The sequence below is a fragment of the Phnomibacter ginsenosidimutans genome, from assembly GCF_009740285.1.
In the GTDB taxonomy this organism is placed as follows: domain Bacteria; phylum Bacteroidota; class Bacteroidia; order Chitinophagales; family Chitinophagaceae; genus Phnomibacter; species Phnomibacter ginsenosidimutans.
Map to the genome: position 1 here is coordinate 806,709 of NZ_CP046566.1, position 19,154 is coordinate 825,862.

At 48.5% G+C, this 19,154-nt stretch carries 21 protein-coding genes; 8 read left to right on the forward strand and 13 right to left on the reverse strand.

The annotated features are described in order from the left end of the window. Positions 1-22: 22 nt before the first annotated feature. The 3 genes from GLV81_RS03495 to GLV81_RS03505 all read right to left on the reverse strand — a co-directional run bounded on the left by GLV81_RS03495 (position 23) and on the right by GLV81_RS03505 (position 2,004). Complete coding sequence (locus tag GLV81_RS03495) at positions 23-535, reverse strand: hypothetical protein (RefSeq protein WP_197428898.1); 513 nt, start codon at positions 533-535, stop codon at positions 23-25. A 247-nt stretch (positions 536-782) separates the two neighbouring features. Then, positions 783-1,760, reverse strand: coding sequence for a hypothetical protein (locus tag GLV81_RS03500; protein ID WP_197428899.1), 978 nt, complete (start codon positions 1,758-1,760; stop codon positions 783-785). Next, complete coding sequence (locus GLV81_RS03505) at positions 1,681-2,004, reverse strand: carboxypeptidase-like regulatory domain-containing protein (protein ID WP_157476925.1); 324 nt, start codon at positions 2,002-2,004, stop codon at positions 1,681-1,683. The genes GLV81_RS03500 and GLV81_RS03505 overlap by 80 nt, the downstream gene beginning before the upstream one ends. Before the next feature lie 411 nt (positions 2,005-2,415). Here GLV81_RS03505 and GLV81_RS03510 point away from each other — a divergent pair, with 411 nt between their 5' ends. Continuing rightward, positions 2,416-3,363, forward strand: a complete 948-nt coding sequence (locus GLV81_RS03510) for a glycosyltransferase family 2 protein (RefSeq protein WP_157476927.1) — start codon at positions 2,416-2,418, stop codon at positions 3,361-3,363. A gap of 158 nt (positions 3,364-3,521) precedes the next feature. Continuing rightward, complete coding sequence (locus GLV81_RS03515; protein WP_157476929.1) at positions 3,522-4,376, forward strand: lysylphosphatidylglycerol synthase transmembrane domain-containing protein; 855 nt, start codon at positions 3,522-3,524, stop codon at positions 4,374-4,376. Position 4,377: 1 nt separating this feature from the next. On the opposite strand, the gene GLV81_RS03520 is transcribed toward GLV81_RS03515, so the two are convergent. From GLV81_RS03520 to GLV81_RS03550, 7 genes are all read right to left on the reverse strand, one after another. Next, entirely contained in the window at positions 4,378-4,536 is a 159-nt protein-coding gene (locus GLV81_RS03520) for a hypothetical protein (protein ID WP_157476931.1), read from the reverse strand. Between the two features lie 164 nt (positions 4,537-4,700). Then, a complete protein-coding gene (locus GLV81_RS03525) occupies positions 4,701-5,459 on the reverse strand; it encodes an SDR family NAD(P)-dependent oxidoreductase (protein WP_157476934.1) in 759 nt (252 codons plus the stop codon). Positions 5,460-5,513: 54 nt separating this feature from the next. After that, the gene (locus tag GLV81_RS03530; RefSeq protein ID WP_157476937.1) at positions 5,514-8,162 is read right to left on the reverse strand and encodes a PKD domain-containing protein; all 2,649 of its coding nucleotides are present in this window, start codon (positions 8,160-8,162) and stop codon (positions 5,514-5,516) included. A gap of 84 nt (positions 8,163-8,246) precedes the next feature. Further along, entirely contained in the window at positions 8,247-9,050 is an 804-nt protein-coding gene (locus GLV81_RS03535; RefSeq protein WP_197428900.1) for an alpha/beta fold hydrolase, read from the reverse strand. Between the two features lie 5 nt (positions 9,051-9,055). Further along, the gene (gene lnt, locus GLV81_RS03540; RefSeq protein WP_157476941.1) at positions 9,056-10,636 is read right to left on the reverse strand and encodes an apolipoprotein N-acyltransferase; all 1,581 of its coding nucleotides are present in this window, start codon (positions 10,634-10,636) and stop codon (positions 9,056-9,058) included. A 299-nt stretch (positions 10,637-10,935) separates the two neighbouring features. Continuing rightward, entirely contained in the window at positions 10,936-11,703 is a 768-nt protein-coding gene (folE, locus tag GLV81_RS03545) for a GTP cyclohydrolase I FolE (protein ID WP_157476943.1), read from the reverse strand. Further along, positions 11,666-11,932, reverse strand: coding sequence for a 6-pyruvoyl trahydropterin synthase family protein (locus GLV81_RS03550; RefSeq protein ID WP_246186221.1), 267 nt, complete (start codon positions 11,930-11,932; stop codon positions 11,666-11,668). The genes folE and GLV81_RS03550 overlap by 38 nt, the downstream gene beginning before the upstream one ends. A gap of 549 nt (positions 11,933-12,481) precedes the next feature. On the opposite strand from GLV81_RS03550, the gene GLV81_RS03555 reads away from it, so the two are divergent. Further along, positions 12,482-12,889, forward strand: a complete 408-nt coding sequence (locus tag GLV81_RS03555) for a 6-pyruvoyl trahydropterin synthase family protein (RefSeq protein ID WP_157476945.1) — start codon at positions 12,482-12,484, stop codon at positions 12,887-12,889. A gap of 28 nt (positions 12,890-12,917) precedes the next feature. After that, a complete protein-coding gene (locus tag GLV81_RS03560; protein ID WP_157476947.1) occupies positions 12,918-13,217 on the forward strand; it encodes a hypothetical protein in 300 nt (99 codons plus the stop codon). A 42-nt stretch (positions 13,218-13,259) separates the two neighbouring features. Here the strand turns inward: GLV81_RS03560 and GLV81_RS03565 are convergent, their stop codons facing one another. Both GLV81_RS03565 and GLV81_RS19195 read right to left on the reverse strand, forming a co-directional pair. After that, positions 13,260-13,583 carry a thiol-disulfide oxidoreductase DCC family protein gene (locus tag GLV81_RS03565; protein ID WP_246186222.1) on the reverse strand — a complete coding sequence of 108 codons (324 nt, stop codon included), beginning with the start codon at positions 13,581-13,583 and terminating at the stop codon, positions 13,260-13,262. A 169-nt stretch (positions 13,584-13,752) separates the two neighbouring features. Next, positions 13,753-14,124, reverse strand: a complete 372-nt coding sequence (locus GLV81_RS19195; protein ID WP_197428901.1) for a hypothetical protein — start codon at positions 14,122-14,124, stop codon at positions 13,753-13,755. Between the two features lie 7 nt (positions 14,125-14,131). Between GLV81_RS19195 and GLV81_RS03570 the strand changes: the two genes are divergently transcribed. Then, positions 14,132-14,947 carry a dipeptidase gene (locus GLV81_RS03570; RefSeq protein ID WP_197428902.1) on the forward strand — a complete coding sequence of 272 codons (816 nt, stop codon included), beginning with the start codon at positions 14,132-14,134 and terminating at the stop codon, positions 14,945-14,947. A 324-nt stretch (positions 14,948-15,271) separates the two neighbouring features. Here GLV81_RS03570 and GLV81_RS03575 read toward each other — a convergent pair whose 3' ends face one another. Further along, positions 15,272-15,919, reverse strand: coding sequence for a DUF2238 domain-containing protein (locus GLV81_RS03575; RefSeq protein ID WP_157480656.1), 648 nt, complete (start codon positions 15,917-15,919; stop codon positions 15,272-15,274). A gap of 158 nt (positions 15,920-16,077) precedes the next feature. On the opposite strand from GLV81_RS03575, the gene GLV81_RS03580 reads away from it, so the two are divergent. The 3 genes from GLV81_RS03580 (at position 16,078) to GLV81_RS03590 (ending at position 19,154) form a co-directional block, all read left to right on the forward strand. Continuing rightward, on the forward strand, positions 16,078-17,589 hold the full coding sequence (locus GLV81_RS03580; protein ID WP_157476949.1) for a hypothetical protein: 1,512 nt from the start codon (positions 16,078-16,080) through the stop codon (positions 17,587-17,589). Between the two features lie 166 nt (positions 17,590-17,755). Further along, positions 17,756-18,598, forward strand: coding sequence for a hypothetical protein (locus GLV81_RS03585; RefSeq protein WP_157476951.1), 843 nt, complete (start codon positions 17,756-17,758; stop codon positions 18,596-18,598). 10 nt (positions 18,599-18,608) lie between these two features. Next, entirely contained in the window at positions 18,609-19,154 is a 546-nt protein-coding gene (locus GLV81_RS03590; protein WP_157476953.1) for an RNA polymerase sigma factor, read from the forward strand.

Genomic DNA, 19,154 nt, shown 5'->3' on the forward strand with positions numbered 1-19,154 from the left:
ATTCTTTTTTACCATTATCGGTCTACAGTTGCTGCTGTATTCTTTTCGCTATTTCAGGGCCTAAACGTTTTAGCTGTGCGTCATAATTGGTGAGGTATTCTGTTAACAGGCCTTTGAATGATTGAAAGTAACCCATGTTGACAAGGCGGTTTGGATCTTCAATTATGAAACTACCTTTTTTATCTGGCACTCCTTCTCCCCAAATGGTATAGTTCACTTTTATGTCGTGGTAATTGGGCTGGTAATAGAATCTGGAAGTATGCACAAATATGGCATAGGTGTTAAAGATGTTATGGTAAGTGAAACTTCTTGGGATGGTGTCTAATTCAATTTCCAGGTTTCGATTGCCCAGCTTATCAGCGAAGCTTTTGCTTCTCGTGTATTGATAAATGCTGGTGGCCAGCTGATTGAATGGCACATCAGGATGAAGATGCGTCGTTGTCCAAGCCCTTTCTCTTATATAGAGGAGTAAAAAAAGCATTTTCTTTTTGGGCGGATCAGTTTTGGAAACTGCTGTAGAGGTGTCGTAGTTCAACAAGCTGCTCACCCGAACATTAGCTGGTTTTATCCCGGGCTTTTGCGGTGGTATTTTTCCATAATAGTCAGTTACTGCCATGTCAATTTTTGCTGGAGTAAGGCAGGCAGAAAATGAAATAAGAATGCAGCCGAAAACGAGGATGCGTTTCGAAAAGAAGGAAAATGTGCGAAAATGAACCATTGTTGAATGATAATTTTGTGACTAGGGAACTTCTGTAAAAGAAAGAAAGTTCTTTTAGATTCCTTTACTTTTTGTTTATAACCGTTGGTTTATAATCAAACGGCAACATACCCGACATGTTTTCGCTAAATGCCCAATAGCCGAGTAAAAGCAAATTATTGGGGGCATAGAAACTGCCATTTGCAGCTATCGATAATACTTCTTGCTGCATCAGTTGTATCTGAGATACGAGTTTGTTGTCTGCCTGGCTTCGCCGTTGTAGTTGTACATATTCCACGGGTTCAGCTTTGTGCAAGTACATCACATGCAGGTAATCGGAGAAGTACAATCCTGCCGTGTATTTATCGATAGCAAAAGCAATGCTGTCTGCTGGTACCAGGTTTGGATTGAGTACATCCATCATGTCGGGTTGGCTCATCACTTTACTACGATAGTCGCTGCTGTCATTGGGCTGTATACCTAAGCGCAGGGTTACTTGTCCGCTTTGTGCCTGCTGGCGCAGTTGCTCTTTCTGGCGTTGTTTTTCTGTGTTCGGTACTTTTTTCAGGTATCGAATTTCAAAACCATTTTCTGTGAGTTGATTTCTATACAAGCTGCGCATAAAATGCATGACCGATCCTTCGTAAGCTGCTGCACGGTTGGCCTCCCAGTTGCGTTGTTTTTTGCTACCTTCTTTAGCAGGCATTTCTTCAAACAGCGGATAACCCTGATAAAACTGCATGCTGCTACTAAAGTTGTATTCAAAATTTTCCAACTGGTATTTGATGCGGTAGCCCAATGCATGATTGTCTATTTGCAAGGGCTCGTTGCTGAATGCAATCAGGCGTTTCGTTTTTTTATAATACCGAAATTGTATGGCCTTGTAATTGACAATGCTACAGCGGGAAGAGTTGGCCGTTAGTCCTAAAAATCGTTCAGTGAAAAAACGGCCCCATTTTGCCCAGTTCTCTTTATCGTAAGGCTCAATCACCACATTGTCCAGCTCCTGCGGCTTGAGTTTCAGATAAACAGTCAGTGGGCTTGGTTTGCTTATCCGTTTCAATGGTTTGTACCGATGTTTCGTAGCCTACATAAGAAACCACCAAATCGTATTTGCCCGATGGGGCGTTGTAAATGGTAAACCTGCCCGCTGAATCGGTGACGGTTCCAACAGATGTGTTACTGAAAAACACACTCGCCAAATGCACCGGTTTTCGTTGGTCTGCAGTAAGCACTACGCCACTCACCGTACCCGCCAGCAAAGCGGTACTCCACACACAGCAACACAATAACCATACGATACGCATAACTCAAAAATAGTCGAATCTTTCTATAACTAAAGGTTTAGTTGGTGGTTGATGGTTGGCAGTTGATAGGAGAAAACGCACCAACGAAAACCAGAAACCAAAAACAACTTCTTCGTGCCTCTTCGTGTACTCCGCGACTTTGTGGTTCAAAAAATAGTTGGTGGTTGATGGCTGGCAGTTGATAGGAGGAAACGCACCAACGAAAAACCAGAAACCAAAAACAACTTCTTCGTGCCCCTTCGTGTACTCCGTGTCTTTGTGGTTCAAAAAATAGTTGGTAGTTGATGGTTGGTAGTTGGTAGTCAAACGAAACCTCAAAACTCACAAGCTATCCTTCATGCCCCTTTGTGCTTCCATTGCGTCTTGGTGGTTCAATCCAGCGCCACCGTTTCCTTCCTTACCTTTGCGCCCATGAATCAGCAATACCAGCGTTATTTATCGGTAGTAGTACCGGTAATGAATGAGGAAGACAATGTACAACCCATGATAGAAGCCGTGCAGGCAGCCGTGGGCCAGTACGATTACGAACTCATTTTTGTAGACGATGGAAGTACCGACCAAACCCGCCAACGCATTGCGGCCCTGCTTACCGATCGCATTAAGCTGGTAGAGCTCCGCAAAAACTATGGCCAAAGCACCGCCATGGCTGCCGGTATCGATCATTGCAGCGGCCAGTTCATCACCATGCTCGATGGCGATTTGCAAAATGACCCCAGCGATATTCCCATGATGCTCGAAAAGCTCATTCAGGAAGACTGGGATGTGGTAGCCGGTAACCGGGCCAACCGCAAAGACGGTGCCCTGCTGCGCAAACTGCCCAGCAAAATTGCCAACGCCATCATTCGCCGCTGGACGGGTGTATACATCAAAGACTACGGCTGCACTCTCAAAGTGTTTCGTGCCGAAATAGCACAAGAAATGGGATTGTATGGCGAGTTGCACCGTTTCATTCCCGTGCTGGCCGCCATGCAGGGCGCCAAAATCACACAGGTAGATGTGAAACACCATGCCCGCCGCTTTGGCAAAAGCAAGTATGGCATTGGCCGTACTACCCGTGTCATGAGCGACCTCATTACCATGGTGTTTTTCCGCAAGTACATACAGCGCCCCATGCACCTGTTTGGTGGTCTCGGCTTTGGCAGTTTGGCATTGGGCATCCTCATCAATTTGTATCTGCTGGTGCTCAAGCTCATGGGCCACGATATTGGCGGCCGGCCATTGCTGGTAGCCGGTATGGTGTTCTTACTTGGGGGCATACAGCTCATCACCATTGGTATTGTAGCCGAAGTCAGCATCCGCAATTATTTCGAAGGCACGGGCCGCAAAACCTACAACGTACGCCGCATACACAGCAAGTAGTTTTTTTGAATGACCAGCTAATGGCTACTATGGAGCACCGGTTGTGTCTCCAGATAGCTATCGGGACACTTCAACAGCACTGCAAGCATCGGCTTTACATTTATGCAAACAGATTCAGCCACATCCAACAATGATTCAGTAGCAACCGGCAAAAAAGTTTGCCTGGTTGGGCCAGGCTCTTGCTCAAGCTGCTGGTATCGGGTGGTTGCTTGTATTATGTGGGCCAAAAAATCAACTGGCAGGAAGCGGTGCAGCTATTGCAAAAAAGTAACGTGCTTTGGTTGCTGCTGGCTACTTTACTTTTTACCGCCAGCAAAGTGTTGTCCTCCATAAGGTTGCGCATTTACTTTCACAACATTGCTGTGGCTTTGCCGCAACTGGCTAACCTGCGGTTGTACTGGCTGGGCATGTTTTACAATTTGTTTTTACCCGGCGGCATTGGTGGCGATGCGTACAAAATCATCTTACTCAACAAAGCCTATCCGCAAACCGGTGTCAAAAAGTTATCTGCTGCTGTACTCCTCGATCGGGTAAGTGGCGTAGCTGGCTTGGGTATACTGGCGGCAGCCTGCTATGGCTGGGTATTTCAGCCGCAGTGGCATGCATGGCTGGCGCTGGCGGGTATACCGGTTGGCCTGCTGGTTTTCTATGTCGGCGTCAAAAAGTTGTTTCCTTCTTTTGTACCTGGCTTTTACCCTACGTTATGGATGGGCCTCGGCGTACAATTGCTGCAGGTATTCAGTGTGGTGGCCATCATGCAAAGTATTGGCATTACCCACCACATGCCGGAGTTTCAACTCATGTTTTTGGTGAGTTCTATTGTCGCCATTTTCCCTTTTACCATTGGTGGGTTGGGCGCCAGAGAGTTGGTGTTTTTGTGGGGCGCCACACAGTTTGGGCTACAGCAAAGCGAAGCTGTATTTATCAGCCTATTATTTTATTGTATTACGGTTGTGGTGTCGCTGGTAGGCCTTGTTTGGGTGTTTCGTTCGCCTTTGCATCAGGCATCCTGAATCATTCAAATTCCAGTTCGCTTACAAAAGCATCCCAGGTGCTGCTTCTTGTTTTGCCCGTCCATTTGTCGGCCTTATCCGATACTGTTCTTTTACTGTGGCCTGCTGTATTAGCAATGGTCAATTTGCGTAGTCCGCTCAACGATTTTGTGTCAGGCACCTTTGTCTCAACAGACGATGTGCGTGGTTGTTCCTTTCTCATACCTACTATGGCAATAGCCTTGTTATTGCCACATAAAAGATATGCATTTGTATTACTAAAAAGAATATTCCGGGGGTTATTTTGTCAAATATTTGTAATGAATTAAGCCTGAATAATTTGCGCTATTGTTTGTACATATTGTAGCTGTTTGCTTGTGCGGTAGGGGTTACCACCAGGTCGTTGATGCACACATGCGGCGGCTGGCTGGCCACAAACAATACAATGTCGGCAATGTTTTCAGCGGTCATAGGCGTGTAGCCTTTGTAAATGGCGGCAGCTTTTTCTTCATCGCCTTTAAAGCGTACCAAAGAAAATTCGGTTTCGGCTGCGCCGGGTGCTATTTGCGACACCCGAATATTATACGGCAGCAAATCAATACGCATGGCCTTGGTCAGTCCATCCACTGCAAACTTGGCGGCATTATATCCATTACCAAATTCATAGGCTTCTTTGCCGGCAATGGAGCCAATATTGATGATGTGGCCTTCTTTGCGTTCAATCATTTGAGGCACCACGGCTTTGCTGATGTACATCAATCCCTTTACGTTAGTGTCGAGCATGGTTTCCCAATCGTCGATGTTGGCGTCGTTGAAGCGGTCGCGGCCCCAGGCACCACCTGCATTGTTGATGAGTACATCAATACGGGCAAAGTCGGCTGGCAGACCGGCTATAGCTGCTTCGCAGGCAGCACGGTCTCGAATGTCGAAATGTAGAATGTGGCATTGCACACCATACTGTTCAGTAATGTTTGACTGCAATTGCTGCAGTCTTTCCAGCCGGCGGCCGGTGATGATAACGTTGTATCCTGCGGCAGCAAATTTTTCTGCCATGGCTTTGCCAAAACCGGCGGTAGCACCGGTTATCAACACTGTTTTCTTCATGACTGCAAGTTGCTGAAATGCCGCCAATTTACCAGTAATAAAATGGAGTTGTACTTATCGTACCAACACAAAAGAACCTTTCACCGTAACTGTTTTTCCGGTGTAGTCTACAGCCTGGCATTGGTACACATACGCATTGCTGGCCTGCAGGTTGCCCTTAATGCGGCCATCCCAACCCGCACCAATGCGGTTGGTTTCGTACACCAGTTGTCCGTAGCGGTTGTAAATGCGGAAGAAGTTCATGCGTTGCATGCCTGCCAGTGTGGGGCGTATCAAATCATTGAGGCCATCACCATTGGGCGTAAATCCATTGGGTACAAAAATGCTGGGGCCAGTTTTGAAAATACGCACCACAATATCATCGCTGGCGGTACAACCTTCTGGTGTAGATGCCGTGAGTATGTAACGAATGGTTTCTTGTCCGGGCAATAAAGTATCCAACGTGTACAAACCAACCGGGTTCAGCAGGCTGCTGTTGTTGAGGCCGCGGGTGGGCGTCCAGTTGAAAATTGTGGCATTAGATGTAGAAACAAACTGTAATGGTTGGCCCACCACTGCTGAGGTGTCGTTGCCGGCAAATACATTGATGCGTGGCCGCACCGTTATCAGCAAAGTATCCGTTACGGGTTTGGGACAGCCAAGCGTATCTGATGCGGTGAGTACAAATGCAGTGGTTTGTGTAAGGCTACGGGTACGGGTCACTAACGACCTTGGATTTACGACCAGTGCCGACGGTGTCCAACTATAAGAAGAGGCCACCACATTTCCCTGCAGTTGAAAGTCATCTTGAAAACAAATGGTTTGATCGGGGCCTGCATTGGCTTGCGGGTATGGTACTGTTTTTATCGTCAGCGAATCTCTGTCCTGACATTTACCCAAATTGGCTGTGATGTACACCGTAGTAATAGAATCAACTGGTGTAACAGTGGCTCGTTTTAGTGTGTTATCATCAAACAAAGAGGCAGGTTGCCAGTTGAAACTCAATGCCTGTGTCACCGGATTCAATACAACTCCATCCGTTCTGCAAATGGTCGTATCCGGCCCGGCATTCACAGTAATAAAATCAAGCACATTAACCGTAATGGAATCACGAGCCACACAGCCGCGGTCATTCAGGTTTACATAATAGGTGGTAGTGTCTTTGGGAAATACCAAGGCATTCGGTCCGTTTCCATTGATAAGTGAGGGAGACGGATCCCAAGTGAAAACGCCAGTGCCAATAGCATTCATCCGCAGGGTATCAATGCTGCAAATCAACGTGTCTCTGGTAATGGAAAGCGCCGGCTTATCAAAGGCGGTCACGGGTACAATCACACTATCGGCGCAGCCCAAATTGCTGGTTACTTCCAGCGAAACATTGTACGTGCCCGGAGTTGGAAATGTATAACTCGCATTGCGCAAACGGCTGGTATCATTTGTAACTGCGGGGTTGCCAAAATTCCAACGCCAGCTGTTTACAAATCCGTAGCGGGTAGTACTGGCATCAAAAAAGTCGAATGGATTGCTGAAGCAACTACCATCTACCCGTATGGCAGGAGTAAAGCCCGGATATACCCGCACTTCGGTAGTGGCGCTATCCGAACAGCTTTCTCGCCGGTTGATGATGAGCTTGGCTATATAAACTCCGGTATCGGGGTAGGTGAAAGTAGGCCTGGCAGCAATGCTGGTGTCATTGCTGCGGTTGGTGACGCCAAAATCCCAGTAGTAAGAAAGAATAGCCGGTGAGGTAGAAAGGTTTTCAAATTGAACGGTGTAGCCATCGCAACTCATGATGCGGATGGGCAGGTCGGCTGCGGCAATGGAACAAGCGGCAACGTTTACATGCAATTCTTTTCTGGTAGTGGCAATACGCACCCCATTGCGGTATTCAGCGATTTCTACTGCCAGCACATACTCGCCGGTAGTAGCCGGGCTGGTACCGGTAATGACCCCGGTGCGGCTGTTGATTTGCACATTGGTGCCAAACGGATTGCTGAAAGAATAATTGGGTGAGTAGGGTAACGAACCATAGGGTGGTGCAGAAGATGTACCGGGAGCAGGATCATTTTGACCGGCACCATTAATGGCCGATGTAAATGAATACACCAAAGAATCACCATCGGGGTCGGTAGCACTGTAGTCCAGCTGAATAGAAGAATTGTAACATACCAGCAATGTATCCCGCATGCTGAACACAGGGCTGTTGTTGACCACATGTTGCGGGTTTTGTCCATTGCCGGGTATGGTCATGGTGTATGTATTACCCAATGTATTAGACGGCGCCAGAATATTCACAATGCCATCAATTCGGCAACAGCGCTGAAACGCCATTGTGTAGCCTTGTGCTGATGCCGGCAGAGAAATGAGTGTCGAATATTCGAGCACCACATAGCACACCTGTGGTTGTGGATTGATACAAGGATCGTAAGCTGATTTATTGAGTGTGTATTGGTTGGACAAAGGCGCCGCAACTGTGCCCTGCAACGCACCGGTTGTGTTGTTGAAAACGGTTATGTTGATGCTGACATCATTCTGGTTTTGCTGCGGCGGTTCACAATCGCGGTACAGCTTTACCGTTACCCGGTAGTTGTGGTTGCCGTTGGTGGACTGTCCTTCGTAGGTATAATACATCCAGCCGCCTTTGATGTGCCGGGCTTGTACCAGCAGGCCACTCAGTAGCATTGTGCAGAGCAACAAAAAGCGATGGAAATGTTTGGGCGACAACAAGTGGCAGTTTTTATTGGTGAAATGGGTACAACAGGAAACTTAAAATTAAGGGTTGACTCATGTACATGGGCCAACACAACGTTAATTCAGCAGGCACAGAAATGAAGCGATGTGCTGAGCCGTGGCTGGAGTGTCTTCCAACATGCCCATATGGCCAATGCCCCGCATGATGTGTACCATCGATTGCTCTGGCAGATACACTTGTTGCAACACATCTTGCATGGGTACGGCTTTGTCTTCATCGCCAACTAAAAAAAGAACGGGTACTTGTGATTGGCGCAATATTTCGGTACGGTCGGGGCGGGCTATCATGGCTTCGTAATAGGCTACTAACGCAGCTGCACTAAAGTCATTGCCTTGTTGAAATAATGTGTCTACCACTGCTGCATTTGTATCGACAAATGCCGGGGCAAACAAACCGGGGATAGCTGTTTTTAAAAATGCTTTGGCACCATTTTCCTGCATAAAAGTCATGGCTTTTCGGCGGTTCATTTTTTTCTCTTCGCTATCGGCAAAAGCTGTGCTGTGTATCAGGCCCATGCCATTGATTACTGCTGGTTGTTGCTCCATCATGGCCAGGGCAATGTAGCCGCCCATGCTATGGCCCAGTATGGTAAATGACGATACTTGTTGTGCCTGCATCAATGCCAGTACGGCGGTAGCCATGGCATCAATACTGTTGCTGATGGTTGGTTGAAAAGGAGATGCACCACTACCCGGAAGGTCTGGTAAAAAATACTGATAGCCATCTGGCAGATGCGGCAGCAAAGCATCGAACACCCGGCTGTCTTCGCCAAAGCCATGCAGCAACACTACGGGCTTGCCATTGCCGCTGCTGCGGAAAAAAATGGGTTGCTGCTGATAAAGAAACGAGCTTGTTTGCATGGCAGTTAGTTGTGTCGGTTTTTCCAGCGTTTGTAGCATACCCACAAGAACAGTGCCACGGCCAGCGGCCATGCCAATCGGCTCATCCAGTCGCCATAGCGGGCATAAAAAGTGGGTTCGGTATTGGGGCTGATGTTTTGCTTGATCACGGCCTGTCTATCCCAGGGTTGAGCTTGTAGCACTTCGCCGGTAGGATTAATAAAACAACTGATGCCGGTATTGGCGCTGCGGGCTACCCACAAGCGGTTTTCAATGGCCCGCATACGGCTCATGCTCATGTGTTGCTGGTAGCCAGGTGTATTGCCCCACCAGCCATCGTTGGTAATAACGGTTAATACATTGGCGCCAGCCCGTACATAGTCAGTTACATAATTGCTGTAAATACTTTCGTAGCAAATGATGGGCGCTGCTGTATATGGATTGTTGCTACCGCCAAAGGCAATAGCACTATCGCTGCGGCCGAGTGAGCCACTGATGCCACCAAAATCATCGAACAATTTACCCATAAAACCCAGCCAGCTGGGCAGGCCTTCCACACCGGGAACGAGCTTGGATTTATGATAGAGCACAGGCGGGTTATTACCCTGCAATGCCATGGCTGTATTAAAGGCTTCGTAATAACTGCCATCACTCATTTGGCGGGCACTGAATTTATGAGGATTGATATTGCCGTAAAATTTATAGCTATCAATGCCGGTTACAATCAGTAGTTGCGGATGCTGACGGGCAAAGGCATACAGCGGTTGAAACAGTGGTTCATCTTGTAGCTTATGCTCCCATGCCTGTGCAGGAATAGCCGTTTCGGGCCATACCAGCAGGCGGGTGTTGCTGTCTATTTTCGATAGGCTCAAATCAATGAGCTGTTGCAATAGTTGTCCGGGTGGCTTAGTAAATTTTTCAGTGTAAGGCTCTACGTTGGGTTGTACCACAACCACATTGGGTTGCTCTGTTCTGCTGGTTGGTTCTTCGTAACGCTGGGCCAGTAAAGTAGAAACAATGATGGGACCAAAGAGCACCAACAGCCGCAGGTAAAAAACTGATTTCTTTTGGTAGTGCGGCAGTTTAAAATGTGGATAGACCGCGGCCACATTGAGCAGCAAAATCCAGAGGCTGCCACCGGTGGTGCCAGTGTATTCGTACCACTGAATAAAAGGCGTCGCATTGGCCAAGGCATTGCCCAGTGTAAGCCAGGGCCAGCTCAGCTCCCAATTGTGGTGAATGTATTCGAACGTGAGCCAATACAAAATGAAAGAGAGATAGCCAATAGCATCGCCGGCATGGCGGCGGGTAAACCGGAATGCCATGAGCGGAAAACACATGAGCAGACTGTTGGCAATAATGGCCCCGGCTGCTCCGGGTGGTGAGGCATTCCGGATCCACCAAGTGGTGCTGATATTCCAGATAAACATGTTGAGCCATACGAGCCAGAAGAAACGGCTATCGCTGCCAATGCGGCGTTCGAGCCACAGCAGTGGTACAAAAGCAAAGGCTATGAGAAAAGTGAGGATACTCATGGGCCATGCCGCAAACAGCAATATGCCTGTGAGCGGATAGAGCCATGCCTGTTTTACCATCGTTGGTTTCATGGCTACAAAAAAAGGCACTTGCCGCAAACCCCGTCGGCTTATTTGTAAATGCGTTTTGATGGGACACGGATGAATGGTACGCGGTTGTTGCGGAGGGGACGGATTGTCGCGGATTTTTTTGTTTTTCGTATCAACTACCTACGAATAACCAGCAACTATTTTAAGCCACAGATGCACGGATTTTTCTGTCATCTACCATCCAACATCTAGCATCTTGTATTTACTAAAGCCCCAAATAAAAACACCTGACAGCTGGTAAAAACTGTCAGGTGAAAAAAATAACGGATGGATGGTTGTGCTTAGCTATCCATTTTGCCAATGTAGTGCAGCAGCTCGTTCTTTTTGGCTTCGCTGCGGAAGGCGCCGCTGAAGTGGCTGGTCACCGTGGTGCTGGTTTGGTCTTTGATGCCACGGCTGCTCACACACATGTGGGCGGCATCAATAATCACAGCAATGTCTTCTGTTTGCAACACTTCTTTGAGGTGGTTGGCTATTTGCACGGTGAGGCGCTCCTGCACCTGTGGCCGCTTGGCAAAGTGCTGCACAATGCGGTTGATTTTGCTGAGGCCAATCACTTTGCCATTGGAAATGTAGGCCACGTGTGCCTTGCCAATGATGGGTACAAAGTGATGCTCACAGTTGCTGTAGAAACTGATGTTCTTTTCCACCAGCATTTCATTGTACTGATACTTGTTGTCGAACAGGGCAATCTTCGGCATGTTCTTGGGGTCGAGGCCGTTGAAGATTTCCTGTACATACATTTTGGCAACGCGGCGGGGCGTACCCTTCAGGCTGTCGTCGGTCAGGTCGAGGCCGAGGGTGAGCATGATTTCGCGGAAGTGTCCTTCAATGATGTCCATCTTGCTCTCGTCGCTCAGGTCGAACGCATCGGGGCGCAGGGGTGTATCGTAGCTGGTAGCAATATGTTCGTCGCCAATTTCATCAATGGTGAGTTGGCCAATGCCGTCTACTTCTTTCATGTTGGCTAAGGTTTCAGCGGTTTCAAAACCGGTTTCTTCCAACACTTGCTTAGCCGGGGTATTCCACAAAGTTCCGTTCTGTTTCATACAATCTGATTTTAAGGTCATGCGATGGATCGATATGTGGCCGTAGCAGTTGATAAATCACCACTACTATATTTTCGGCCGTAGGAATGAGGTTTACAAAAGCATCAGTGTCGAGGTTCAGGTTTTTGTGATCGAAACGCTGGTGTACTTCCCGCTCGATCAGGTCGCTCAGTACTTTCATGTCTATCACATAGCCGGTTTTGGGGTCAATCTCTCCCGTTACCTGCACAATCAATTCATAGTTGTGCCCATGGTAGTTGGGGTAATTGCATTTACCAAAAATGGCGGCGTTCTCCCTCTGCCGTCAGCGCCGGATTGTGCAGGCGATGCGCAGCATTGAAGTGTTCTTTTCTGAACACAGATACTCTCATAGAAATCTTGTTTTCGGTATCAACACTGTTTTCCTGAAGTAGAAAACCAAGGACTTTGCTGGCTTAAAAGTGTGTTAAGCACCGGCAAAGCCGTCAACAGATTGCGCAGCATGCTACCGGCTAATACTACAATGTTGCGAAAAAAAGGTTGAAGCAGCGGGAAAAAAGCTTGTTAAGAGTAGCGGAAGGATGACGACCGACCACCGCCGACCGCCGACCGATGATATTCGTATCCGGACTACTGACTTTCCGCCTTTCGGTCTTTCTGTCTTTTGCCTCTCCCGGCCTCTCCAAAGGAGAGGTGACGTAAGGTGGGGCGGTTTCTCCGGACTCCAGACTTCCGGTCTTTCGGACTTTCTTCCAAATCAGCCATCGTACATCCCGCATCCGCTTTCTACCTTTGCCGCATGGTATACCTAACTCGGGTGGAACACTTCAACGCAGCCCACAAACTATACAATCCCGCATGGAGCCGGGAGCAAAATGAGGCTACGTTTGGCCCTTGTGCCAATGAAAACTGGCATGGCCACAACTATGAAATTCATGTAACCGTAAAAGGCCGGCCCGATGCGGACACGGGTTTTATTATGGATGTAAAAGCCCTGAGCAAGCTCATCAAAGAGCATGTGCTCGATCCGCTGGATCACCAAAACCTGAACATTGACGTGCCTTGGCTGGCGGGCAAAATGTGCAGCACCGAAGTGCTGGCCGAAGCCATTTGGCAGCAACTGGCACCGCACATAAGCGGTTGCACATTGCACCAAATTCGCCTCTACGAAACGCCCCGCATTTATGTGGACTACTTTGGCGAATAAAACAGATTTTCGCAATCAATTATTAGCCATGCCCATTAGTACAGAAGAACGCCGTTTTATCCGCAACTGGGAAGAACAACGCAAGGGTGGCAAAGCCACGTTTGTAGCCATTTACACTTTTGGCTATTTTATCATCCTGTTTATGATGGGCGTGGCCGTCGGGCTGTTTTCTGGCCTGCGGTTTATTTCTATCCCGCTTATTTCGGGGCTGGCTGCTGTAGCATTGGTGGGTGCCGTAGTACTCAGCTTTTGGCAATGGCAGCGCCACCAAAAAAAGTTTGCCCGCATCATTCAGCGGGAAATTGCCGAAGGCGATCAGCAGGCTTAATCGAGAAAACGACTGCGCCACTCCGGCCGGGGCAACCAGCATTCATTTTTGTGGCCAAACCAGCGATAGCGGTTGCGGGCCACCAGATTGTACAGCATCACGAAGGAAACGCGGCACCACTATCAACGGGTACAACCACTTATAACCCCGCAGGTGCCGGGCGGCCCGCAGCGCAGCGGTAGAGCGGGTGTACACCACGCCATCTTCTATCAGTACAAAAGAATTGAAATCGGTGAGCGGAAGTCCATGCTGCTGCAGCAATTGCTGGCCGGCAGCACCTTGCAGCGAAGCAAACTGAAAATAACCCGCAGCATCGTGTGTGAGTACCTGCTGCACACTGCTTGCTGCAGAGGTTGCATACACCATCAAACAAAATAATGGCCCGTGCCGAAGAATTGTTGCTGCTCATACACCAAAGATATCAGCCAAACCAACGGCACCGATACCCTGTAATACGGATTTTATGGTAATGAAAACACATGTCTCATCGGAATAAAGATGAACCATGCTGCAATCGTTCAATAGCGGATGCTATTCAAAAAGCATTCATCTTAGCACCGCATTCCACTACCACATGAAAAAGTTCCTGAAAATTACCGGCGGGGTACTGGCCATTGTTGCCATCCTGTTTTTTGCATTGGCACCGGGCATTATCGACCGCTCCAAAAACAAAGTGAGCATCAAAGGTCCCTTTGCCAAAAACAGCTGGTACGATTCCATTCCGTTCATTGCCGATTTGCATTGCGATGCCCTGCTCTGGGACCGCAACCTGCTCAAAGAAAGTGATCACGGCCATGTAGACATTCCCCGCATGCAGCAAGCCAACATGGCTTTGCAGGTTTTTACGGTGGTAAGCAAAGTTCCGGCTGGCATCAACATTGAGCAAAACGATGCCAGCTCCGACCAAATAGGGCTTGCTCAGTTTTGCGCAGCTGCGGTCGCCATCGTGTTGGTTTGGAGTAAAAGAAAGAGCCCTCGGTCAGTGCCAAAACCTGCACGATTTTGCCGCCGCTTCCAATGGTGTGTTTCGGGTCATTACGAATCAAACCCAACTGCAACAATACCTGCAAGACCGTGCCGCCAACCGCCAGCTTACAGCGGGTATGCTGGGCCTCGAAGGGGCGCATTGCTTGGAAAATGACCTCAGCAACCTCGACCTTTTTTACAAAGCTGGTGTACGTTACATCGGGTTAACGCATTTCTTCGACAATGAATGGGCGGGCTCGGCACATGGTATGCAAAAAGGCGGTCTTACGCCCAAGGGCCGGCAACTGCTTCGCAAAATGGACAGCCTGCACATGATAGTGGATTTGGCACATGCATCGCCGCAAACCATCAGCGATGTGCTGACAGAACACAATGGACCTGTATTGGTGTCACACACTGGCGTACGTGGCGTATGTGATAACCAACGCAACCTGAGCGATGCACAGATAGATGCGATTGGCCGCCGCAACGGGCTCATTGGTATTGGCCTGTGGGAAACCGCCGTGTGTGGCAAGGATGCCGTGGCTACTGCCAAAAGCATTCGCTATGTGGCCGATAGAATTGGGGTAGATAAAGTGGCCCTTGGCTCCGATTGGGATGGTGCATTCGAAATGCACTTCGCCGTAACGGGCACACCGCTGATTGTAACGGCACTGCAGCAGCAAGGCTTCTCCCGCTCCGAAATAGAACAGATCATGGGTGGTAACATACGGGCATTTATGCTGCGCAATTTGCCGAAGTAGGGCGGGAGGTTTTTCGCACAGAGGACACAGAGTGCACGGAGGTTTTGTGGCCTTCGGCAAAACAGCTTTGCGTACACTGTTTCGCAGCGGTTTAAACGGGAGATTTATTTCGCACAACTTGTCCCGCAGCAGGCGGGAGAGGACGCAGAGACCACGGAGGTTTTGTGGCCTTCGGCAATGAAGTGGAGGTAAATGTGCTAGCTAATTATTGCCACACATTACTTAGCATCTTTGTGTCTTTGCGTTGAATTTCATTTTTCGAAACGCGGTTTACTCGTTTCTGCTTTCAGCCTTAAGCTTTTTGCTTTCCGCTTTGTTGAAAAACTATTGCTCGTACACTTTAAACACCCGCTTGATAATGGATACAATAGTAGTAGCCAGAATGGCACCGGAGAAGGCCAGAAAAATATCTTTCTGTGCATCCCACACATCGCCCTGCGTACCGAGGTAGGCATCGCCCTGTGCTGTAAAAAAGATATCGGCCACAGCCCATTCAATCAGTTCATAAAAAGCCGATACCGACAAGGTAATTTCAATGGGCAGCACCCACGATACACCCTTGGGATAGCCCACCCATTTCAAAAACATTTCCCGCATGGGGTAGGCCAGCAAAAAACCAAAGCTAAAATGTACAATGCGATCGTAGTGATTGCGGCTCGTATCAAACACGTCCTGCAGCCAGTAGCCCAGCGGGTTTTCGGCATAGGTGTACTTGCTGCCATACACATGCAGGCACAGGTACACAGCTATCAGCAGGTACGAGGTATCGCTAAACTGATAGCGGCGATAGCTGAGCAACAAAAAACCGACAAACAAAAACGTGAGGGTGTTTTCGAGCAGCCAGTTGCTCATGTCGGTAGTGCCCAGCAGGGTGCTTACCCAAATGGCAAAAAAGATAACCATGAAAGCCCACAGCCAATAGTTGCTGCGCAAGGGCGTACGGGTTGGAGAGATGGCAATGGTGAATGGCATAAACGTAAAAAGATGGGTAACGAAAGTAGGTAATGAAGAAGACAAGAGGAGGGACTTCGTTAAACTTCTGTTAACCGGTGATAGGCTACCCAACGCTTTTGTGCAAGCCCGGGGTATTGCTATTGTTCAATCGATTCATAACACACAAAAACATCACCATGAAACAGAACATCCTCAACAGCATCACTCTTTTTGCAGCAGCCTGTCTGCTGTTGCTGGCTTGCAGCAAACCCATTGTACCCACACCCGGCCAGCAAGGCCCGCCCGATAACCCTGGCAGTACCGAAACAGGCATTGTACTCCAATTGAATTTGCCCACATCGCTGCCGGCTGTGGCTAACCTTACTGCTGAATTGCTCATAGAAACTTCGGGCACACAGCAAGTACTGAAAACGTCGGTTGAAGTACAGCAGCAGCAACTGAAGTCGCCATTGCTGTTATTGCCCAAAGGCCAATACAGCATTGTACAGTGCAAAATCAGCGACGCCAGCGGTCGCTATGTGTTAGCCACACCGTTGCGCCAGTCGGCAAAAGCAGCGGGCCTCAGCCGGGTGCTACCCGTAGCTGCCAGCGTGGTAAAAGACAGCAGCATGGTAACACTGGATGCGATAGCCGTTGGCGCCATAGATGCACCCGAAAGTTTTGGCTATCCGGTGACGGCGTTTGATTCTCCAGCCCGTATACCGGTGGTGATTCATCCCATGGTAAATATTGGCGGCTATGTATTCGACCACATCGACGGACAACTGGAAGTAACCTGGTACGATGCACAGCAGCAAGCCCATCAGGAGTTGTTGCAACTCAAAGCCGGTCTCAACAATATAGGTCTGCCCAAAGATGCTACCCGCTTTCATTTTGCGTACCGCAAATGGAATATTACCGATGAGATGGAACTGCCTGCCAATGCAGTTAGTCCCGGCATGACCATTGCCCTTGGTGGTGCTGTAGCTGCCCGCAAACTCAAAGAAGAACAGACATGGAGAGAAGCGGCAGGACAGTACCAACCCGAGAGCAGAAAAACATACACCTACAATGCCAGCGGCAAACTGGTAGCCACTCACTACTATCAAAAGTTGCCGCAGTATGTTGATTTGCAACTGCAGCAAATTCATGAGTTTGAATACCAAAACGGAAAGCTTACTCAGGTACGCTATTTCAACGGGCAGCATCAGCCATACGGCTATTTGAAATTTACCTACGCCAACAATGGATTGGTAACACACATGGAGCAAAAGAGCTACGATCAAACCACGTATGCTGCAGTGTCGTACGGCGTAAGTACCGTGGGTAAAACCGTTAACATCGACTATCTGTTCAGCAATGGTCAGGCACTCGAATATCAGTTTACCCTGCAAAACGGCAACAAAATTCAAGAGCATGGACGCGGCTCTACCGGTGCCGGCGAAGGTGGCACATTTGCCTACGATGGTTACATCAATCCGTATCGGTTATTGGGTGTGCAGGATATTTACCTGCGCTACATGAGCAACAACAACCTGATGGCAGAAAACAAATCGTATGGTGGCGGGTTCCCCGTTTTTATACCCGGTACGTTTCAGTACAGCTACGATGAAAAAGGATATCCTGTGCAACTCATCAAGCAGTACAAAAACTACATGAGTGGCGCTGTAGCCTTTCATTCCAAAACACAATACAGCTACCTGGATTAATGCCTGTAGCCAACACGCACAAATAGATATTTTTTGTAATCGGTTGAAAAGGGCAAATGAAAGCGACAAAGAGTCCGGAAGAGCGGTATATTTTTGTTACGCAATGCTGCACACGATTCTCTTTGCCTTTCATCCCCGATTCACCCACTTTAAATATTGCATTCGCATGAACATCAACACCACCCTTCGTATACTCTTTGCCACAATGCTTTTTGCGTCGTGCACCGTAGCCAAGGTAGCCGTACCCGATGCCTTTTCATCACAAGCAGAAGAACTGCGGGTAAAAGGCCTGCAAGGCTTCACGTTTAATCAGTCGCTCAATTTTGGCCCATACATTACCGGCGAAATGAAGCGGGGCTGGGATATGAGCAGCAAATGGCAAGCCAGTCAAATCAGCTTTCGTCCGCAAGACCAGCTGTTGCGTTTCTTCAATATTCAAACAGACAACCTGCGCCAAACAGAAAAAAATAAATTTCAGTTTGCCATCCGCGATGGAAAACTTATGGCCGATGTATTTGCTTTTGAAACATTTACAGAACGAGGCAAAGTGTATAAAAGCAACAGCATTTTTGGCGAAGTATCGCAAACCAATTATCAGCACTATGATTTTTCAGCTGCTATAGTGCCGTACAACTACAGCCATGGGCAGCCCTGGAAGTTGGTAATGCAATCGGAATACGACCGCCGCAAAGACACAGCCCGCAACCTGCTCGACCTGCCTTATGCCAGCACTGCTTACTACGCTACCGATGGCAAAGACAGCATAACTATCCATCCGTTGTATATCAAAAATGTAACCACTGGTGGTGGCAAAAGCACCAAATTGCTGGGCCCGCCCATGCTCAGCGGCTATGAGCTGCGCATAGAAGATGGCGTGATTGCAGTAGTAGATATTTTGCAGCCAACCGTGTGGATGTACAAAGAACTGGATGAACCTACCAAACTGGTGACTGCCGCCATTGGCGCTGCTATTTTGCTGAAAAGAAAACAGGAAGTACACAACGAATAAGCCAGCTCCGTTGAACGCCAGCAAGCAAGACATATCGTGGATGATTGAAGGTTGTATAGCCAACAACCGCAAGGCACAGGAGCTGCTTTATAGGTCGCTGTACGATTTTGCCATGACCATTGCGCTGCGCTACAGCCGCGATGAAGCCGATGCGGCCGACATCCTGAGCATGGCCTTTGTGCGGGTGTTCAAACACATACGGCAGTACGATGCGGCCAAGGGCAGTTTTCATGCATGGCTCAAACGCATTGTGGTAAATGAAGGCCTCGACCATATTAAAAGCCGCAGCAAGTTTGATAGCCCCGAAGAGCTGGATGCGGCAGCCGAAGTAATGATTGAACACACGGTGATAGAACAGATAAGCGCCGGCGATATTTTGCAACTGGTGCAAAAACTGCCACCCGCCACGCATGCTGTATTTGTGCTGTATGTGGTAGAAGGATATAACCACCGCGAAATAGCGGAGCAATTGCAGATAAGCGAGGGTACCAGTAAGTGGCACCTGAGCGAAGCCCGAAAAAGTTTACAAAAAATGTTGACATCCTCTGTTAGATAA